We start from the raw sequence: 18,269 nt of genomic DNA, 5'->3' as shown, positions 1-18,269 counted from the left end.
CCCCGGCGCACACCGCAGTCGCCGCAGCCGCGGCGCCGCCGGGTAGCCTCCGTGGTCATGACACGTGCCTGGACGCTGCCGATCCTGTTCCTGCTCTGCGGACTGCTCGTCGCCACCCCCTTGATGCTCCGGGGGAGCCTGGTCAAGGGCGTCGTCCTCCTCGTGGTCTTCCTGGCCTTCGCCTGGACGCACTCGCCGCTGCTGTTCCCGCGGGCGCTGAGCCACGAGGAGGCGCGGCGGCGCAGCGCGGAGGACGGGCGGCCGATCGTGTACTGGCGGCCGGGATGCAAGTACTGCATCCGGCTGCGGGCGCGCCTCGGCCGCGCCGCCGGGCGGCTGCACTGGGTGGACATCTGGCGCGACCCCGAGGCCGCGGCGGCGGTGAGGGCCGTCAACGACGGGAACGAGACCGTGCCCACCGTCTTCGTCGACGGCCGCCCTCAGGTGAACCCCGACCCCGCCCGGCTGCGCGAGCAGCTCACGCGCCGCGCATGACCGGGCGGGGCGACACCCTCACAGGCCGCTGGTGTTCGACTTCGCCGCGATCTCGTACGCCAGGGTGAGCGTCCGCCGGCCGCCCGGCGGCAGCGCGACCTCCCAGCGGACGATGCCGTCCGCGTCGACCTCGTCCGGCACCGGCACGCACGCCTCCTTGCGGAGACGCACCTGCACCGCCGACACCTCGGACACGGGTATCCGTTCCCGGACCGTCACCACCCGCTCGCCCTCGTCCCCGGGCCCGGAGAGCCGGGAGAGATGCACGCGCACCGTGCGGGAGACGACGGTCCGCTGAGCGAGCGCCGTGGTGTCCCGGGTCTCCTCGACGCGGCGTACGACCCGGTAGGCGTCCTGGCTGCCGAAGGCCAGTTCGGCCGGGGCGCCGGGCGCCGTGAAGTCCAGCGTGCCCCGGCCGCCGAAGCCGCTCGCGCGGACCAGGTCGACCGGCCCGGAGAGCAGAGCGTGCCCCGACTGGTTGTCGAACCGCACGAGCTGGGTGACGAGCGGTGACAGCTCCGCCGAGCACGCGTACTCCGTCGCCGCCTCCGTCGTGAAGGAACTCAGCGGTACGCGATGGGCGCGCCCGTCGGACCGGACCCGCACCGGCGCCGGCGCGGACAGCACCCGGGTCTCGCCGCCGTCGTCGACGCCCGGCAGTCCGACCACGGGCAGTGGGCCGAGGGCGGAGATCGCCTCCTCGCGTATCTCCAGGTCGATCGTGCGGCGTTCGGCCGCCGAGCGCTCGACGAGCGTCAGCCGGTCCTCGACGAGCCGGGGCGGCTCGGCCGACAGCGCGGTCCTGGCCGTGGACAGGGTCAGCCGGACGTCGGTCCAGTCCTCGCCGGTCCGCTGCCACACCACCGCGTCGGTCTCCAGGGTCAGGGAGCCCTGGTCGAGCACCGCCTTGTAGGCCGGCCGCCACAGCGCGCACGGCGTGAGGTGGGTGACCCGCAGCTGGGCCGGACCCGCCGCCGCGGCCCGTACCGTCAGCTCGATGTGGCCGACCAGCTCGGCCGGTTCCTCCTCGGCCCGGTACATCGCCTCGGCGGCCGCGCCCAGCTCCTCGCCGATCCGGGCCAGGCCGGACTCGACGGCGCGCAGCCGCTCGGCGTACGTGTCGCGTTCGGCGTCCACCCGGTCGAGCTCACCGGTCCAGCGGGCGGTGTCGGTCTGCCCGGACCCGGCGCCCTCGGCGATCTCGCGCAGCAGGTCGGCGGAGAGCCGGCCGAGCAGGTCGAGGCGGGCCGTGAGCCGGTCCTTCTGCTGTTCGAGGGCGGTCTGTTCGGTTTCGAGGGCGTGGACGCGGTGGCGCAGCGCGGAGTCGTCCTCGGACGGGCGCGGTGCGCGCGGGGTCCAGTCCCGGACGATGCGCACGTCCAGGACGTCGACCGCCCCCTGCGGCCCGTGGGGCTGTTCGGACTGCCCGGGCTGCTCGGGCGTCAGCTCGGCGTGCAGCGTGCGGTCGACGGCCAGCGCGCTGACCGGGCCGAGCCGCAACCGCTGCACCCCCGCTTCGAGTGGGAGCCGGGCGGTGCGCTCGACATGGGCGCGGTCCTCCAGGCAGGTGACGGAGGTGACGGGCAGGGCGATCGGAGGCGCGTCCGCGGAGGGGTCCGCGGACGTCCGGGCCGTGGTGTTCGGGGCCGTGGTCATGTCGGTCAGCTCCTCCGGTCGCCGCCGGCGAGGGTCTTGCCGGCCGGGATGCGGATCTCGTAGCCGCCGTCGAGGGCGGTGGTGGCGCCCGCGGGCAGGTCGACCCGCCACACGCGGGTGCCGGGGGCGAGGGTCTCCGGCTCGGGCCCGGCACCGGACGCGTCGCCGTCGCGGCCCGCGGGCTCGGTCCAGTCGGCCCGCTCCTGGATCTTCACGTCCGCCTCGGAGGTGACCGGAACCCGCTCCTGCACCTCGACGGTGACGGGCCGGGCCAGCGTGTTGGCCAGCTCGACGCGCACCCGGTGGTCGAGCACGATCGTGCCGCCGCGCAGGCCCGCGGTCGACTCGTGCAGCTGGGTCCGCCGGCTCACCCGGATGCCCTCGGCCGGGCCGAGGCCCACGCGCCGCTCGCCACCGGGCGCGAGGGTGGGCAGCGCGGCCGTCACCATCTGGCCGCCGCCGCCCGTGACCTCCATGCCGCCGGCGAGCAGCGCCTGCCCGCTGGTGTTGGACAGGACCAGCGTCGCGTACACGGTCTGCTCGACGGACGGGACGCACAGGTACTCCGTGCGCAGACCGACCGTGATCTCACCGACGGTGACGGTGTGCCAGGTGCCGTCGGACGGGATGTCCACACGGGCCGCCGCGTCGTAGCGGTGATCGAAGGAACCGGCCGAGCGGCGCGGCCGCACGGCGTGCCCGGGCAGCGGCAGCAGGGCGACCTTCTCGGCCCGCTGCCGGTACTCGGCGGCGACGGGATCGGACGCGGCCGCCGCCGGGAACAGGCGTCCCCGGCGCGCCGCCGGCTCGCCGGGACCGCTCAGCACCAGTGCCGCGTAGTCGAGTTCGGCACCGCTGGGCCGGGGCGGCCCGGGCTCCGGCTCGACCACCGGCTGGACCGAGGGCGGGGCCGGGGCTGGCGACGGGGGAGCACCGCGCCCACGCGTGGGTGCGGCCGCCCTGGCCATCGGCGGAGGAGGAGCCCCGTACGCGCCTCCGGGCGCCTGCGGCCCGCCCGGCGCCGGCGGCGGTGGCATCACGGCCGGCGCCGGTGGCGGTGGCGGTACGGGAGGGGTGAGGCCGCCGGCCACCGGCATGGACTCCCACCCTCCGGCGGCGGCTCCGACCGCGAGGGGCCGGCCGGACGGGCGGCGAGGAGCGGGGGCCGGGCCCGTCGCGTCGTACCCGGAGAACAGATCGCCGAGCCCGGCCGGCGGCTCGCGCCAGCCCGCGGGCGCCGGCACGGGCCGGCTGCGTCCGATACGGATCGAGGAGAGCCGGGGCAGATCGGTGCGGCGGCGCAGATCGGCGGTCGCGAACGCGACCCGCACCCCCGTCCAGTCCTCGCCGGTGCGCTGCGCGACCGAGGCCCGCAGCACCAGACGTCCGCTGCCGTCGCCCTGGCGGGCGTCGAGCCGGTACGACGGCGCCCACACGGCGCCGGGCACCCCGTACTCCACCTCCAGTCCGACCTCCTGGCCGACCGGGCCGTCGAGCGTGAGGAGCGCGCTCACGGTGGTCTCCACATGCACGCCCGGGGTGTCGCTGGACGCGCGGGCCATCCGGCCGTCGAGGAGCTCCGCCTCGTGGTCGAGGTCCCGGAGCTCCTCGTCCAGCTCGGCGAGCCGGGCGTGCAGCCGGGTCAGCCGCTCGTCCACGAACTCCGTCAGCTCCAGCCACGCCTCGACCGGCGCAGGGCGGTACGGCTCGTCCCGCTTGCGCTGCGGCACGACCGGACGCAGCGCCGTGACCTCCTTGACCAGCGTCAACTGGCGCTCCCTGCGCGCCCACGCGGCATCCCGCGCCTCCCGCAGCCGCTCGGCCTCCCGGCGCAACGCGTCCCCGCCGCCGTCCGCGACCGGCACGGCCGCCACCTCGACGCGCGCCTCCGTGACCCGTACACCGGAACCGTCCACCACGCGCGCCCGCAGGGACGCCGGATCCGCCACCCGCGGCAGCCCCGTCACCCGGACCCGCCCGCCGGCCGGAACCGCCCCGCGCGCCACCCGCGTGCACAGCGCACCCTGCGCGTACACCACCACACCGTCGAGCACCGACACCCAGGCGTGCTCCGTCCCCACCGCCATACCCTGCCCCCGAACGCCGTTCCAACCCTCGCGCCCGAAGCGTACGCGCCCCTGCTGACAGCCGGGCCCGAGAGCCGGGCCCGGCCGTTCACCCCCTCAGAACGCGAGCCCCACATGCGCCAGCGCCTGCCGCAGCAGCGCCCCGTGTCCGCCCGGCATCTCGCCCTGCACGGCGGCCGACGCCGCCTCCTGCGGGCTGAACCAGACCAGGTCGAGCGCGTCCTGGCGGGGGCGGCAGTCGCCCGTCACCGGGACCACGTAGGCGAGGGAGACCGCGTGCTGACGCGGGTCGTGGAAGGGGGTGATGCCGGCCGTCGGGAAGTACTCGGCGACCGTGAAGGGCTGGAGGGAGGAGGGGATCCGGGGCAGCGCCACCGGACCCAGGTCCTTCTCCAGATGCCGCAGCAGCGCGTCGCGGATCCGCTCGTGGTGCATGACACGGCCGGACACGAGCGTGCGGCTGATCGTGCCATCCGCGCCGATCCTCAGGAGCAGCCCGATACTGGTGACTTCGCCGCTGTCGTCCACGCGCACGGGCACGGCCTCGACGTACAGGATCGGCATCCGGCCCCTGGCGGTGTTCAGCTCGTCCGCCGACAGCCAGCCAGGCGTGGTTTCGGTCATGTCAGACATCGCTTGATCATACTTTCCCGGCCGTTCCACGTCTCGGGAAACACGCCTGCCGGGTGCCTGCTCATCCGTACGACATAGGATCGATCACCGGTCCGAGCGGCCGGCGACGAGCCGGCGCCCGCCAGGGGCGCGGCACGAGACGGGGGAGTACGGGGATGGGACGGCGCTGGGTCAAGGTGCTGCTGATCGTGTTCGGCATACTCGCGGGGCTGTTCGTCGCGGTGGACCGGATCGCCGTGCACTACGCGGAGAAGGAGGCCGTCGCCCTCGCGCAGGAGAAGTACGGCTACGCCGACTCGACGAACAGCTTCACGGAGCTGTCGATCCACGGCTTCCCGTTCCTCACGCAGGCCGCCTCCCTCCAGTTCGACCACGTCACCCTGACCGCCGGGAACTTCTCGGTCAACACCACCGCGAACGCCCAGGGCGACCATCTCACCGTCCGCCGGCTCGACCTGGAGATGCACGGCCTGGCCGCCGGCTCGGTCTCCTCCCGCCGCGTGGACGCGAACCTGGTCACCGGCCGCGCGACGATCGGTTACGAGGACCTGTCCGGCGTCCTGTCCCGGCTGACCGACCAGGGCGGCGCGCTCACCGTCAAGCAGGACCCCACCGCCTCCTCCGGCGGGAACACCGCCACCGAGGCACCGCTGCGCGTGACCGGCACCAAGGACGGGCGGACCGTGGACACCGCGGCGAGCATCGCGGTGGCGGCCGACGAGTTCGAGTTCCGCGTCCCGCAGTTCTCCGCCCAGCCCTACACCTGGCGCCTTCCGCTCCCGCAGAACATCAACATCACCGGCGTCCGCTCCACCGCGGACGGTGTCGAGTTCGAACTCACCGGCCACCAGGTCGTCCTCGGCGGATGACCCGGACACCGGCGTCGGCCGCGCCCCGGAACAGGGGCCGGGGCCGGGGCCTCGCCGTCGCCGCGATGGTGACCGCGGCCCTCCTGGCCTTCCACCGGGCCGCCCCGAACACCCCGGGACACCTCGGCAGCCTGCTCGAAGCCTTCCTGCCCTGGCTCGGCCTGCCGGTCGTGGTGCTGCTCGGCTGGGCCCTGCTGCGCCGTTCGGCCCTCGCCCTGGCGGCTCTGCCGCTGCCCGTGGCCGTCTGGACGTACCTCTTCGGTGGGCTGTGGCTCCCCGCGGCGGAGCCGGGACCGCGCGAGCTCCTCGTCGTCCAGCACAACGTCAGCGACGAGAACACCGATCCGGCCGGCACGGCGCGGGCCCTGGCCGCCGCCAGACCCGATCTCATCGCGCTGGAGGAGCTGCTGCCCGCGGCCCTCCCGGCCTACCAGCAGGCCCTGGCTGCCGCGTACCCGCACCACGCCGTCCACGGCACCGTCGGCCTGTGGTCGAAGCACCCGCTGACCGGCGTCCGGCCGGTGGACATCAGGCCCCGGGAGATCACCGAGGGATGGAGCCGCGGACTGCGGGCCGAGGTGCGCACACCACACGGCGCCGTCGCGGCGTACGTCGCACACCTCCCCTCCGTACGCCTCGGGGCCGGCGGCTTCGCCTCCGCCCGGCGCGACGAGAGCGCCCGCCTCCTCGGCGAGGCCGTGGCCGAGGAAGGACAGCGCACCGTGATCCTGCTCGGCGACCTCAACGGCACCGTCGACGACCGCGGTCTCGCCCCGCTCACCTCCCGCCTGAACATCGCCGAACGGGGCTTCGCCCTCAGCTTCCCCGCCGCCTTCCCCACGGCCCGTATCGACCAGGTCATGGCCCGCTCCGCCACCGTCGGACGGATCCGCACCCTGCCCGCGACCGGCAGCGACCACCTGCCCGTCGCCGCGCGGGTCACGTTGCCCTGAGCAGGCCGCCGCGGGCGATGACCTCCGCGTACCAGCGCGCGCTGTCCTTCAACGTGCGGCGCTGCGAGGCGAAGTCGACATGCACGATCCCGAAGCGCTTGCTGTAGCCGTACGCCCACTCGAAGTTGTCGAGGAGCGACCACAGGAAGTAGCCGCGCACGTCGGCACCGTCCGTCAACGCCCGGTGAACGGCGGCCAGATGGGCGTGCAGATACGCCACCCGCTCGGGGTCCTTCACCTGCCCCGAAGGATCGGCGTAGTCGTCGTACGCCGCGCCGTTCTCGGTGACGAGGAGGGGCAGGCCCGGCAGTTCGTCGCGCAGCCGCACCAGGAGCTCGTACAGACCGTCCGCGTCGACCGGCCAGTCCATGGCCGTCCGCGGACCGGCGACGGGCACGAACCGCACATGCCGCTCGGCGCCGGCCCACGGCGACGGCGCCCCGGTGGCCTCGCCGGCTCCGGCCGCGACCTCGGTGGGGGAGTAGTAGTTGACGCCGAGCGAGTCGATCGGGGCGGCCGCCGTCGCGAGGTCCCCGTCGTGGACGAAGGACCAGTCGGTGATCTGGGCGGTGTCCGCGATCAGGTCCTCCGGGAGACGCCCGTGGAAGACCGGGTCGAGGAAGATCCGGTTGCCGACGGCGTCGATCCGGCGCGCCGCGTCACGGTCGTCCGGAGCATCCGAACGCGCCCGCACCGCATGGAGGTTGAGGGTGAGCGACACCTCGGCGGGCGACGCGGCCGCGGGCGGCGCGGCGCGCAGCGCCCGTACCGCGAGACCGTGCGCCAGATTGAGGTGGTGCGCGGCCCGCAGCGCACCGGCATCACCGGTCCGGCCCGGCGCGTGCACCCCGCTGCCGTAGCCCAGGAAGGCCGCGCACCAGGGCTCGTTGAGCGTGGTCCAGGTCGCGACCCGGTCGCCGAGCGCCTCGGCCGCGATCCCCGCGTACTCGGCGAAGCGGTACGCGGTCTCCCGCTCCGGCCAGCCGCCCGCGTCCTCCAACTCCTGGGGCAGGTCCCAGTGGTAGAGCGTCGCCACCGGCCGGATCCCGGCCTCGCGCAGCTCGTCGGTCAGCCGCCGGTAGAAGTCCAGGCCCTTCTGCACGGCCGGGCCACGGCCGGTCGGCTGCACGCGCGGCCAGGCGATCGAGAACCGGTAGTCCGTCACGCCGAGCCGGCGCATCAGCGCGATGTCCTCGCCCACCCGGTGGTAGTGGTCGGCGGCGATGTCCCCGGTGTCGCCGTTGCGGACCCTGCCCGGCGTACGGCTGAAGGTGTCCCAGATGGACGGCGTCCGCCCGTCCTCGCGGGCGGCCCCCTCGATCTGGTACGCGGCGGTGGCGGTGCCCCAGCGGAACCCGGGCGGGAAGCGGAGCGGCATGGTCATGAGGACACGACTCCCGGAGAAGTGAGGGATGGTGGGGTACGGGACGGGGTGGGGCGGGTGCGGGGTGCGCGGAGGCGCGGGTCCGGGGTCGTGCCGGAGCGGACCGGCCGGCCGTCAGCCCTTGACCGCGCCCTGCATGATCCCGCCCACGATCTGCCGGCCGAGCAGGCCGAAGACGAGCAGCACGGGCAGGGTGCCGAGCAGGGTGCCCGCCATGATGACGGACTGGTCGTTCACGTAACCGCCGCCGAGCTGGCGCAGTGCGACCTGGACCGTCGGCTCGGAGGAGGAGAGGGCGACGATCGGCCAGAAGAAGTCGTTCCAGGCCGTCATGAAGGTCAGCAGGCCGAGCACCGCCATGCCGGGCCGGGCGATCGGGACGACGATCGACCAGAAGATCCGCGCGGTGGACGCGCCGTCGACCCGCGCCGCCTCGATCAGCTCGTCCGGCAGGGACTGGACCAGGAACTGCCGCATGAAGAACACACCGAACGCGGAGACGAGGCCGGGCAGGATGACGGCCTGGAGCTGGTTCACCCACTGCAGCTTCGCGATCAGCATGAAGAGCGGGATGACGCCGAGCTGCGGCGGGATCATCATGGTGCCGACGGTGAGCGCGAGCAGCGCGCCCCGGCCGCGGAAGCGGAGCTTGGCGAAGGCGAACCCGGCGAGGGTGCAGCACAGCACCGTGCCGAGGGTGATCGACCCCGATACGACAAGGGAGTTGAGGAGCGCCTTGCCGATGTCGGCCTCCTCCGTCACCGCCTGGATGTTGTGCGCCAGGCGCGGTCCGGGAAGGAGCGCCGGGGGCACCTTCGCCAGGTCGGCGTTGGAGCGGCTGGCCGCGACGAGCGTCCAGTAGAACGGGAACGCCGAGACGAGCACGGCGAGGGTGAGGATCGCGTAGGCGAGCTTCCCGCCCCGCATCGTCCGCCCGGCGCGTGAGCGGCGCCGCCGGCCACGCGGGGCGATCGGGCCGGTGCCGGGCTCCCGGACGGGCGGGGGCGGTGCGGCGAGCGCGGTCATCGGCCGGCCTCCTTGGGCGAACGGCGCCGTACGACCAGGGCGTTGACCCCGACCACCAGCAGGATCAGCAGGAACATCACCCAGGCGATCGCCGCCGCCCGGCCCAGATGGAAGAAGCCCCAGCCCTGCTCGTACAGATACAGCCCGAGCGTCTGGTACTGGTGCGAGATGCCGCCCGACACCGAGCCCTCGAACAGCAGCGGCTCGCCGAACAACTGGGTCGCGCCGATCGTCGACACCACGACTGTGAACACGATCGTGGGCCGCAGCCCGGGCAGGGTGACATGGACGAACTGGCGCCACCGCGAGGCCCCGTCCATCTCGGCGGCCTCGTACAGCTCGCGCGGGATGGACTGCATGCCCGCCAGATAGATCAGCGCGTTGTAGCCGGTCCAGCGCCAGATCACGATCGTGGAGACCGCGACCTGGGAGGCGACCGTGCCGGTCTGCCAGTCGACCGGGTCGACACCGGCGAGCCCGAGCGCGTAGTTGACCAGACCGAAGTCCCGGCCGAAGAGCTGCGCGAAGACAAGCGTCGCGGCGGCGACGGAGGTCGCGTACGGAAGGAGCACGGCGGTGCGGAAGAACGTCCGCCCGCGCAGCCGGTAGTTGAGCAGATGCGCGAGCCCGAGCGCCATCACCAGCTGCGGCACCGTGGACAGCACCCCGATGGTGAACGTGTTGCGCAGGGCCGTCCAGAAGTACGCGTCGCCGAGAAGCGCCGTGTAGTTCCCGAGCCCCCGCCACTCCATCTCGCCCGGCGTCTGCAGCTCCACCCGGTAGAGCGACACGAACGCCGTGTAGAGGAGCGGGAAGAGCCCGAAGGCGGCGAACAGAGTGAAGAAGGGGGCGAGGTACGCGTACGGGGAGGCCGTCCGCCACGCGCGCCGCAGCGCGGGCGGGCGGCTCACCGCCCTCGGTCCGGTGGTCGTCGGTGCGGTCAGGGTCACGCTGCGGCCCTTCGGGAGGAGTGGGGGGGCTCTACGGGAGTGGTGCCGGTACGACGCTCGGCGGGGGCCGGACCGGGAGGTCCGGCCGTGAGGCTGCCGGGGCTGCCGGGGCGGCTCAGCCGATGGTGTTCTCGACGCCCTTCCGGGCGTTCGCCCAGGCCTGGTCCGGTGCCGTGCCCTTGCGTTCGACCTCGCTCAGGGCGTTGGTGATCTGCTGGGCCACGTTCTGGTCGTGGACGCCGAGCACCTGGACCGGGGCGGCCTTCGCCGCGTCGCCGAAGATCCGGCCGATCGGCGCGCCGCTGAAGTACGGGTCGGTGGCGCCGGCGATCTGCCCGATGGCGGCGGTCGCGGACGGGAAGCTGCCCTGCTTCTGGAACAGCCGGGCCTGCTGGGCGGGCGCCGTGAGCCAGGCGATCAGCTCGTACGCCTCCTTCTTGTGCTTCGCCGCGCGAGGCACCGCGAGATACGAGCCGCCCCAGTTGCCCGCACCGCCGGGCAGCTTCGCGATGTCCCACTTGCCCTTGCCCGCGTCACCGGCCTGGCCCCTGATGTAGCCGAGCATCCAGGCGGGGCAGGGGAGCGTGGCGAAGGAACCGGCGGAGAAGGCCTGGTTCCACTGCGGCGACCACTGGTCGAGCTTGGCGCTCAGCCCGTCGTGGGCCGCCGTGACGGAGGTGTCCCAGGCCGTCTTCAGGGCCGGGTTGGTGTCCCAGATCAACTTGCCGGAGGAGTCGTAGTAGCGCTCCTTCTGCTGGCCGATCATCACCGAGTAGAGGCTGCCGACGCTGTCCAGCCAGGCACTTCTGCCGGCGGCCTTCGCCTTGTACTGCCGGCCGAGGCCGAGATAGCCCTCCCAGGTCGACCACTTCCGCGCCAGCTCCTCGCGGTCGGTGGGCAGCCCGGCCGCGGCGAGGAGGTCGGTGCGGTAGCACATCGCCTCCGGGCCGATGTCCGCGCCGAGGCCGAGCACCTCGCCGTTCTTCCCGGTGGCGGCCGCCCATTTGGCCTCCTGGAACTGCCCCTTGAGCCCGTCCGCACCGTGCTTGCGCAGGTCCTCGAAGCGGTCGCTCTGCTGCTGCGCGACGGAGGCGATCCGGCCCACCTCGACCGCCTGGACGTCGGCGAGACCGCCGCCGCCGGCCAGCCGGGTCTGCAGCGACTTCCAGTAGTCGGCCTCGTCCTCGGTGTCCGTCTGCTTGATCGTGACACCTGGGTGCAGCTTCTCGTACTCGGCGTAGAGCCCGGCCTCCTGGTAACCGAAGGAGCCGAACAGGTCCACGGTGAGCGTGACCTCGCCGCCCGCGCCGTCGGAGGCGCCCTCCGGTGAACCCCCGCAGGCGGCGAGCAGGACCCCGGCGAGCGCGACCGCTCCCAGGCGGACGGCGGCCCGGCCGGCGGCCGTCCGAGGGACCTTGCCGGTGGCTCTTCCGGCGGCTCGGGCAGTGGGCATGGGAAGCCTCCCTTGGCTTCGGGACCGGATGAGAACGCTTTTGAGAGCGCTCTCAAGGTGCGAGGGGAGCGTGCCCGCGCCATGCGTGATCCGTCAAGAGTCGAAGGCGTAACGGGCCGGAATCGACGAGGAGTCGGGGTGTTGCGTCATGTATTGACAGCGGAGTTTGGGCAGCCCTACGTTTCGAGCCGTCTGAGAGCGCTCTCGGACACGTTCACGGATTCGTGCCGCGGCCCCGACCCGCAGGCGCGCCACAGCCACACCCGCATCCCGCACCGCCCCCGTATCCCCGCACCGCCCCGTATCCCCGTCCGTCGTCAACCGTCTGATGACACGAGGTGTATCCCCATGCGAGTCCCCCACCCGCGCCCCGCCGCCTCGCTCCTCCTGGCCGCCGCCCTCGCGGCGGCCGTCCTCGGCCCGTCGGCCGCTCCCGCGGCCGCCGCCACCGTCCCCGTGGGCTCCGGCAGCTACTCCGACACCCGCCCGGCCGGTACCTCCGGACCCACCACCAACACCGGCACCCCCGTCACCCCCAAGGTCACCCCGGCCGCCCAGGGCAAACCCGTCCCCACCAACGACTGGTGGTCCTCCCTCGCCTTCCAGCGCTACGGGGACAACCCCTGGTCGACTCCCATGTACGGGCACCCGCTCACCTACCAGGCCACCGCCGGCGGCCTCGACATCGGCTACCCCACCAGCCCCGCGATCGTCGGCGACGGGCGCCAGTACGAGTTCGCCCACAAGCGCGACCTCACCGTCGGACTCGCCGGGCTCAACTCACCCGACACGAAGGCGGACGCCTGGTCGGACTGGACCGTCACCCCGTACTGGTCCGACGGCACCCGCACCCTGCGCACCACCATCGGCCACGGCAGCCCGTTCGTGTACGCCCAGGGCACCGGCGGCAACGCCCAGATCACCACCGCCGGCACCCCGACCGTCTTCGCCGACCAGGGCAACGTCCTCGGCATCACCGTCGCCGGCCATCACTACGCCCTGTTCGCGCCGACCGGCAGCGACTGGACCGTCTCCGGCACGACCGTCAGCGCCGGGCTCGGTGGCCGGGACTACTTCTCCGTCGCCGTCCTGCCCTCCACCGACGCGCTCGCCACCTTCCGGAAGTACGCCTTCAGCTTCGTCACCGGCTCCCGCGTCGACTGGAGCAGCACCGGCGGCACCGTCCGCGCGACCTACACCCTCACCACCGAGGCCAGGGAGGGCACCGAACGCGGCACCCTCCAGGCCCTCTACCGCCACCAGTGGCTGCACACCACCGACGCCCTCACCCCGTACACCTACGTCTCCCCGCGCGGCACCATGAAGGTGCGCGAGGCGGCCTCCTTCACCACCGTCCAGAAGGCCGCCCCGGTGCTTCCGGCGCTGCCCCGCACGAACGCCGTCGACACCGCCCGGCTGCGCGGCTACCTGAACGAGGTCGTCAACGCGAGCGACCCGTTCAACGGCGCCGTCGACACGTACTGGACCGGCAAGGCCCTCGGCCGCCTCGCCCAACTCGTGCCCGTCGCCGACCAGATCGGCGAGACCGCGACCCGCGACCGGCTCCTCGCCCTCCTCAAGGGCCGCCTCCAGGACTGGTTCACCGCAGGAGGCGCCAACGAGTTCTCGTACGACCGGACGTGGCGCACCCTGATCGGCTACCCCGCCTCCTACGGCAGCGACACCGAACTCAACGACCACCACTTCCACTACGGCTACTACGTGTACGCCGCCGCGATCGTCGCCCAGTACGACCCCGCCTGGGCCGCCGACTCCGCCTGGGGCGGCATGGTCAAGACCCTGATCCGCGACACCGCCAACCCCAGCCGCACCGACGGCGCCTTCCCCTTCCTGCGCGGCTTCGACGTCTACGCCGGCCACAGCTGGGCCTCCGGACACCAGGGCTTCGCCGCCGGCAACAACCAGGAATCGTCCTCCGAGTCCACCAACCTCAGCGCCGCGCTCGTCCTGTGGGGCTCCGCCACCGGCGACACCGCGCTGCGCGACCTGGGCGGCTACCTCCTCGCCACCGAGGGCGAGGCCGTCTCCCAGTACTGGTTCGACGCCGACCAGCAGGTCTTCCCCGGCACCTTCGCCCACGACACCGTCGGCATGGTGTGGGGCAGCGGCGCCGCCTACGCCACCTGGTGGACCGCCAACCCCGAGGAGATCCACGGCATCAACGCCCTCCCGGTGACCGCCGGTTCCTCGCTCCAGCTCGGCGCCCGCAAGGACGCCGTACGCCGCGACATCGCCGAGATGGAACGCGAGAACGGCGGCCCCGCCGTCGAATGGCGCGACATCCTCTGGGAGTTCCAGTCCCTCGCCGACCCCGCGGCCGCCAAGGCCAAGTGGGACGCGGGGAACACCGGGTACACCCCGGAGACCGGCGAGTCCAAGGCCCACACCTACCAATGGATCGTCACCCTCGACGCCCTCGGCGCCCCCGACCCGTCCGTCACCGGTGACCTGGCGACCTCCGCCGTCCTCGCCAAGGACGGCGTGCGCACCTACGTGGCCCACAACCACGGCTCCTCCCCGCGCACCGTCACCTTCTCCGACGGCAGGACGCTCACCGTCCCGGCCCGCTCCACCGCCACCGCGACCGGCACCGGCGGCGGCACCGACCCCGGCCCGGACCCGCAGCCGTCCACCGGCAACACCTTCCGGCCGCGCACCGGCGGCACCCTCACCACCGCCACCGACGGCACGCCCGGCAGCGACGTGATCCCCTCGGCGGACGGCGCCAACCACGACGGCACGCCCTACCGGCCGCTCGTCTACGAGGCCCGCGGCGTCAACGGCACCCTCCGGGCCGGCGGCACGACCGCCTTCCGCCTCCCGGTGGACGCCGGCACCGCCGTCGCCCTCGGCCAGCAGGTCCGGATCAGCTACGACCTCACCGGCGACGGCACCTTCGACCGCACCGAGACCTACCACTACTTCGCCACCGACCCGGTCGTCGGCTGGGAGGAGTACAACCAGAGCCGGGGGCTGCAGGCCGCCACCGGAACCCTCGGGAACCTGGTCGGCGGCACCGTACGCCTGGAGGTCTGGAGCGCCATCGGCAACGCCGACTCACGGCTCAGGACGGACGCGGCCGACTCCGTCCTCGTCATCCCGTACGACTGAGGGCGGAGCCGGTGCCGGTGCCGGAGCCGGATTCGGCAAGTGACGGGTGGCGGGTGGCGGCGTGACCTCAAGGGGCGCGCCGCCACCCGCTTCCGCCTTCCCGTCAGGCCGAGGCCCGCCGTATCAGACTCGTCTCGGTGATCACGGAAGCGGTCGCCGCGTCCGCCGCCCCGTCGAGCAGCCGCATCAGCAGCCGGACCATCAACCGCCCCATGCCCTCGATGTCCTGACGGACCGTCGTGAGCGCGGGCTCGGTGTCCCGGACCACGGATTCCATGTCGTCGAACCCGACCACCGCGATGTCCTCCGGCACCCGGATCCCGCGCTCGCGCAGCGTGCTCAGCGCACCGGCCGCCATCAGGTCGTTCGCGGCGAAGACCGCGTCGACGTCCGGCCGCCGGTCGAGCAGCTCCGCCATGGCGCGCGCCCCGCTCTCCCGGGTGAAGGCGCCCTGGCACAGGAGCTCCGGATCGGCGTCGACCAGGACGTCGTGATAGCCGGCGATCCGGTCGAGCGCGGACGTCTGGTCGCGCGGACCCGCGAGGTGCGCGATCCGCTGCCGTCCGAGGGACACCAGGTGGCGCACCGCCTCCCTCGCGCCGCCCCGGTTGTCGCAGTCGACATACGGCACGGCCGGCCGCGAGGCCGCCGGCCGGCCGCCGAACACCGCCGGGACCCGGCTGCGCGCGATCAGCGCCGGCAGCCGGTCGTCGCTGTGGAGCGAGAAGGCGAGCGCCCCGTCCACATGCCCGCCGTCCAGATAGCGCGCGATCCGCCCGTGATCGCCGGGCCCCTCCACCCACAGCAGGACCAGCTGGGTGTCGCGCGCGGTCAGCTCCCGGCTGATCCCGCGCACCTGCTGCTCGAAGAACGGATCGGAGAAGATCCGGAACTCCGGCTCCGCGATGATCACGGCGACCGCGCCGTGCCGCCGGGTCACCAGTGACCGCGCGGCGTGGTTGGGGACGTAACCCAGCGCCTCGACCGCCTCGCGCACCTTGTCCACCAGCGGCTGCCGTACGCCGGCGCCGCCGTTGACGACCCGCGAGACCGTCGCCCGGGACACCCCGGCGCGGGCCGCGACGGCCTCCAGGGTGGGGCGGGACGACTCCGTGGTCTCCTCGGGCAAGGCAGGCACTCCTCGTTCCTCCGCTCCGCACGCCGGTCCGATGCCGCTCAGGATAGACGCTGGACGGCACCTTCTGAGAGCGCTCCCAGAACACGGGGCCGGGCCCCGGAACGCTACTCCGATCGGCTGGCCGCTGTGATGCCCGGCGGACCGCAGGGAACGGGTGCAGAGGTACGCCGTACGAGGGCGGTACGGCCCTCCGCCCCGGTGTCCTGTCCGTCGCCCGCCCCGCGCCGCAGGAGGGAAGCCCGGTATGACCTCTGCCCCCGACGAGCCGGCCGGCGGCCCGGGATCCGGCGGCCCCGGCACGGACCCCGTCCTCGACCGGCTGCTGCGCCACGGCATCCTCCACATCAGCGAGCCGATCACCGCCGGGACCGCCGACCGCGTCACCGCCGAGCTGCTCCTCCTGGCCGCCGAGACCGACCGGCCGGCGACCCTCTACATCAACTCGCCCGGCGGATCCGTGCCCGCCGGCATGGCGATCTACGACGTCATACGGCACATTCCGAACGACGTCGTCACCATCGGCCTCGGCTACTGCGCCTCGATGGCCCAGTTCCTCGTCTCCGCCGGCACCCCCGGCAAGCGCTACGCCCTCCCCAACGCGCGGATGATGCTGCACCTGCCCGCCTTCGACCAGCCGCCGACGGGCACGGCCGAGGGCACCCGCCACGAGGAACTGCGCTACAGCCGCGACCGCATCGCCGACCTGCTCGCCGACTTCACCCACCGCGAAGTCGCCCAGGTGGTGAGGGACTTCGCCGATGACCGCTGGCTCACACCGGCGGAGGCCCTGGAGTACGGCCTCATCGACCGCGTCCTGGACATGACACCGCCCACCCCCTGACCGCCGCCGCCAGGGATCGTGCGCGGGCCGGTGGGGCACCCCGGCAGGCGAGCCGATCCCGTCCCCGTCCTCACCCCCGCAGCCGCGTGTTCAGCCGTGCCGCCTGCCGCGTCAGGTGGTCGCGTTCGGCGAGGCTGGACGCCTTCCGGGCCGCCTCCGCGTACAACCGGGCCGCCGTCGTCAGGTCGCCGGCGCGCTCGTGGAGGTACGCGGCCGCCGCGGTGTGGCGGGGGAGGGTGCCGTCCAGGTCCGCGAGGGCGGCGAGGCCCGCGCGCGGGCCGTCGGCCTCGCCGACGGCCACGGCTCGGTTGAGCCGGACGACCGGGCTGTCGTTGAACCGCGCCAACTCGTCGTACCACTCCACGATCTGCACCCAGTCCGTCTCCTCCGCGGCCCTCGCGTCCGCGTGCAGCGCCGCGATCGCCGCCTGCGCCTGGAACTCGCCGAGCCGGTCCCGCGCGAGCGCCGCCTGCAGGATCCCCACCCCCTCCGCGATCATCGCCGTGTCCCACCGCCCGCGATCCTGCTCGGCGAGCGGCACGAGACCGCCGTCGGGCGCGGTCCTGCCCGCCCGCCGGGCGTGATGGAGCAGCATCAGGGCAAGCAGCCCCGCCACCTCCGGGTGGTCGTACGCCGCCGACAGCTGCCGGGTGAGCCGGATCGCCTCGGCGGCGAGATCGACGTCGCCGGAGTAGCCCTCGTTGAAGACGAGATAGAGCACCCGCAGCACCGTCGCGACATCGCCCGGCCGGTCGAACCGCACGCCCGACACCGTCCGCTTGGCCCGGCTGATGCGCTGCGCCATCGTCGCCTCCGGCACCAGATACGCCGCCGCGATCTGCCGCGTCGTCAGCCCTCCCACGGCCCGCAGCGTCAGCGCGACCGCCGACGACGGCGTCAGCGACGGGTGCGCGCACAGGAAGTAGAGCCGGAGCGTGTCGTCCGCCTGCGTCGCGGGCCCGGGCTCCGGCTCCCCGTCCACCCGCTCCTCGCGCCGCCGTCGTGCCGCGTCCGCCCGCGTCGCGTCCAGGAACTTGCGCCAGGCCACGGTCACCAGCCAGCCCTTCGGATCCCGCGGCGGATCGGCCGGCCACACCCGCACCGCCTCCACCAGCGCGTCCTGCACGGCGTCCTCGGCCGCCGCGAAATCGGCTCCGCGGCGGACGAGGACCGTGAGCACGCCCGGCGTCAGGCTGCGGAGCAGCGCCTCGTCCATCGGTGCGGTCACCCGGTCACTCCGTGACGGTGGGCTGCTCGGTCAGGAAGGGCCGCAGCTCCAGCCACTCGTGGATCGGCTCCCCGCCCGCCCCCGGCGCGGCCGACAGCTCCCCGGCCAGCTCGACGGCCCGCTCGTACGAGTCGACGTCGATCACCATCCAGCCGGCGATGAGGTCCTTCGTCTCGGCGAACGGCCCGTCGGTCACCGGCGGCCGCCCCTCGCCGTCGTAGCGGACCCAGGTCCCCTCCGGCGCCAGCGCCTGCCCGTCGACGAACTCGCCGCTCTTCTCCAGACGCGCGGCGAAGTCGTGCATGTACGCCATGTGCGCCGCGATCTCCTCCGGCGTCCACTGCTCCATGGGGACGCAGTTGACCGCGTCCGGAGCGCCGCGGTAGTGCTTCAGCAACAGGTACTTGGCCATGATGTCTCTCCT

At 73.6% G+C, this 18,269-nt stretch carries 15 protein-coding genes; 5 read left to right on the top strand and 10 right to left on the bottom strand.

Features of this window, described 5'->3' with window-relative positions; genetic code table 11:
* The first annotated feature begins 57 nt into the window (after window positions 1-57).
* Entirely contained in the window at window positions 58-495 is a 438-nt protein-coding gene (locus tag AB0C73_RS22905; protein WP_362533062.1) for a glutaredoxin domain-containing protein, read from the top strand.
* An 18-nt stretch (window positions 496-513) separates the two neighbouring features.
* Here AB0C73_RS22905 and AB0C73_RS22900 read toward each other — a convergent pair whose 3' ends face one another.
* The 3 genes from AB0C73_RS22900 to AB0C73_RS22890 all read right to left on the bottom strand — a co-directional run bounded on the left by AB0C73_RS22900 (window position 514) and on the right by AB0C73_RS22890 (window position 4,862).
* Window positions 514-2,151: a DUF4139 domain-containing protein gene (locus AB0C73_RS22900; protein ID WP_362533058.1), complete on the bottom strand. Its 1,638-nt coding sequence runs from the start codon at window positions 2,149-2,151 to the stop codon at window positions 514-516.
* Between the two features lie 5 nt (window positions 2,152-2,156).
* Window positions 2,157-4,232 (bottom strand): DUF4139 domain-containing protein, encoded by a 2,076-nt coding sequence (locus AB0C73_RS22895; protein WP_362533055.1) that lies wholly within the window; start codon window positions 4,230-4,232, stop codon window positions 2,157-2,159.
* A gap of 102 nt (window positions 4,233-4,334) precedes the next feature.
* Window positions 4,335-4,862 carry an NUDIX hydrolase family protein gene (locus tag AB0C73_RS22890; RefSeq protein ID WP_362533303.1) on the bottom strand — a complete coding sequence of 176 codons (528 nt, stop codon included), beginning with the start codon at window positions 4,860-4,862 and terminating at the stop codon, window positions 4,335-4,337.
* A gap of 164 nt (window positions 4,863-5,026) precedes the next feature.
* Here AB0C73_RS22890 and AB0C73_RS22885 point away from each other — a divergent pair, with 164 nt between their 5' ends.
* Window positions 5,027-5,740, top strand: coding sequence for a DUF2993 domain-containing protein (locus tag AB0C73_RS22885; RefSeq protein WP_362533052.1), 714 nt, complete (start codon window positions 5,027-5,029; stop codon window positions 5,738-5,740).
* Entirely contained in the window at window positions 5,737-6,693 is a 957-nt protein-coding gene (locus AB0C73_RS22880) for an endonuclease/exonuclease/phosphatase family protein (RefSeq protein WP_362533049.1), read from the top strand. Before AB0C73_RS22885 ends, AB0C73_RS22880 begins: the two co-directional genes overlap by 4 nt.
* On the opposite strand, the gene AB0C73_RS22875 is transcribed toward AB0C73_RS22880, so the two are convergent.
* The 4 genes from AB0C73_RS22875 to AB0C73_RS22860 form a co-directional block, all read right to left on the bottom strand.
* Window positions 6,680-8,077 (bottom strand): GH1 family beta-glucosidase, encoded by a 1,398-nt coding sequence (locus AB0C73_RS22875; protein WP_362533047.1) that lies wholly within the window; start codon window positions 8,075-8,077, stop codon window positions 6,680-6,682. The genes AB0C73_RS22880 and AB0C73_RS22875 overlap by 14 nt on opposite strands.
* Before the next feature lie 114 nt (window positions 8,078-8,191).
* A complete protein-coding gene (locus AB0C73_RS22870) occupies window positions 8,192-9,103 on the bottom strand; it encodes a carbohydrate ABC transporter permease (protein WP_362533045.1) in 912 nt (303 codons plus the stop codon).
* Window positions 9,100-10,053: a sugar ABC transporter permease gene (locus AB0C73_RS22865; RefSeq protein WP_362533042.1), complete on the bottom strand. Its 954-nt coding sequence runs from the start codon at window positions 10,051-10,053 to the stop codon at window positions 9,100-9,102. Before AB0C73_RS22865 ends, AB0C73_RS22870 begins: the two co-directional genes overlap by 4 nt.
* Before the next feature lie 115 nt (window positions 10,054-10,168).
* Window positions 10,169-11,506, bottom strand: a complete 1,338-nt coding sequence (locus AB0C73_RS22860) for an extracellular solute-binding protein (protein WP_362533040.1) — start codon at window positions 11,504-11,506, stop codon at window positions 10,169-10,171.
* Window positions 11,507-11,854: 348 nt separating this feature from the next.
* Here AB0C73_RS22860 and AB0C73_RS22855 point away from each other — a divergent pair, with 348 nt between their 5' ends.
* Window positions 11,855-14,638 carry a glycosyl hydrolase gene (locus AB0C73_RS22855; protein ID WP_362533038.1) on the top strand — a complete coding sequence of 928 codons (2,784 nt, stop codon included), beginning with the start codon at window positions 11,855-11,857 and terminating at the stop codon, window positions 14,636-14,638.
* A gap of 103 nt (window positions 14,639-14,741) precedes the next feature.
* Here AB0C73_RS22855 and AB0C73_RS22850 read toward each other — a convergent pair whose 3' ends face one another.
* A complete protein-coding gene (locus AB0C73_RS22850; RefSeq protein WP_362533035.1) occupies window positions 14,742-15,767 on the bottom strand; it encodes a LacI family DNA-binding transcriptional regulator in 1,026 nt (341 codons plus the stop codon).
* Between the two features lie 253 nt (window positions 15,768-16,020).
* Between AB0C73_RS22850 and AB0C73_RS22845 the strand changes: the two genes are divergently transcribed.
* Window positions 16,021-16,617, top strand: a complete 597-nt coding sequence (locus tag AB0C73_RS22845) for an ATP-dependent Clp protease proteolytic subunit (RefSeq protein ID WP_362533032.1) — start codon at window positions 16,021-16,023, stop codon at window positions 16,615-16,617.
* A 70-nt stretch (window positions 16,618-16,687) separates the two neighbouring features.
* Here the strand turns inward: AB0C73_RS22845 and AB0C73_RS22840 are convergent, their stop codons facing one another.
* Both AB0C73_RS22840 and AB0C73_RS22835 read right to left on the bottom strand, forming a co-directional pair.
* Window positions 16,688-17,833 carry a DUF6596 domain-containing protein gene (locus AB0C73_RS22840; RefSeq protein ID WP_362533300.1) on the bottom strand — a complete coding sequence of 382 codons (1,146 nt, stop codon included), beginning with the start codon at window positions 17,831-17,833 and terminating at the stop codon, window positions 16,688-16,690.
* Between the two features lie 16 nt (window positions 17,834-17,849).
* The gene (locus AB0C73_RS22835) at window positions 17,850-18,257 is read right to left on the bottom strand and encodes a YciI family protein (protein ID WP_362533029.1); all 408 of its coding nucleotides are present in this window, start codon (window positions 18,255-18,257) and stop codon (window positions 17,850-17,852) included.
* Between the last annotated feature and the right edge of the window lie 12 nt (window positions 18,258-18,269).

It is taken from the genome of Streptomyces sp. NPDC048623 (assembly GCF_040650755.1).
Taxonomy (GTDB): Bacteria; Actinomycetota; Actinomycetes; order Streptomycetales; family Streptomycetaceae; genus Streptomyces.
This window is presented reverse-complemented; position numbering and strand designations above follow the sequence as displayed.

Coding starts and splice junctions, on each gene's coding strand:
- AB0C73_RS22875 (WP_362533047.1), bottom strand. CDS start 8,077: ATGACCATGCCGCTCCGCTTCCCGCCCGGGTTCCGCTGGGGCACCGCC.
- AB0C73_RS22870 (WP_362533045.1), bottom strand. CDS start 9,103: ATGACCGCGCTCGCCGCACCGCCCCCGCCCGTCCGGGAGCCCGGCACC.
- AB0C73_RS22890 (WP_362533303.1), bottom strand. CDS start 4,862: ATGACCGAAACCACGCCTGGCTGGCTGTCGGCGGACGAGCTGAACACC.
- AB0C73_RS22860 (WP_362533040.1), bottom strand. CDS start 11,506: ATGCCCACTGCCCGAGCCGCCGGAAGAGCCACCGGCAAGGTCCCTCGG.
- AB0C73_RS22845 (WP_362533032.1), top strand. CDS start 16,021: ATGACCTCTGCCCCCGACGAGCCGGCCGGCGGCCCGGGATCCGGCGGC.
- AB0C73_RS22880 (WP_362533049.1), top strand. CDS start 5,737: ATGACCCGGACACCGGCGTCGGCCGCGCCCCGGAACAGGGGCCGGGGC.
- AB0C73_RS22840 (WP_362533300.1), bottom strand. CDS start 17,833: ATGGACGAGGCGCTGCTCCGCAGCCTGACGCCGGGCGTGCTCACGGTC.
- AB0C73_RS22835 (WP_362533029.1), bottom strand. CDS start 18,257: ATGGCCAAGTACCTGTTGCTGAAGCACTACCGCGGCGCTCCGGACGCG.
- AB0C73_RS22905 (WP_362533062.1), top strand. CDS start 58: ATGACACGTGCCTGGACGCTGCCGATCCTGTTCCTGCTCTGCGGACTG.
- AB0C73_RS22900 (WP_362533058.1), bottom strand. CDS start 2,151: ATGACCACGGCCCCGAACACCACGGCCCGGACGTCCGCGGACCCCTCC.
- AB0C73_RS22855 (WP_362533038.1), top strand. CDS start 11,855: ATGCGAGTCCCCCACCCGCGCCCCGCCGCCTCGCTCCTCCTGGCCGCC.
- AB0C73_RS22885 (WP_362533052.1), top strand. CDS start 5,027: ATGGGACGGCGCTGGGTCAAGGTGCTGCTGATCGTGTTCGGCATACTC.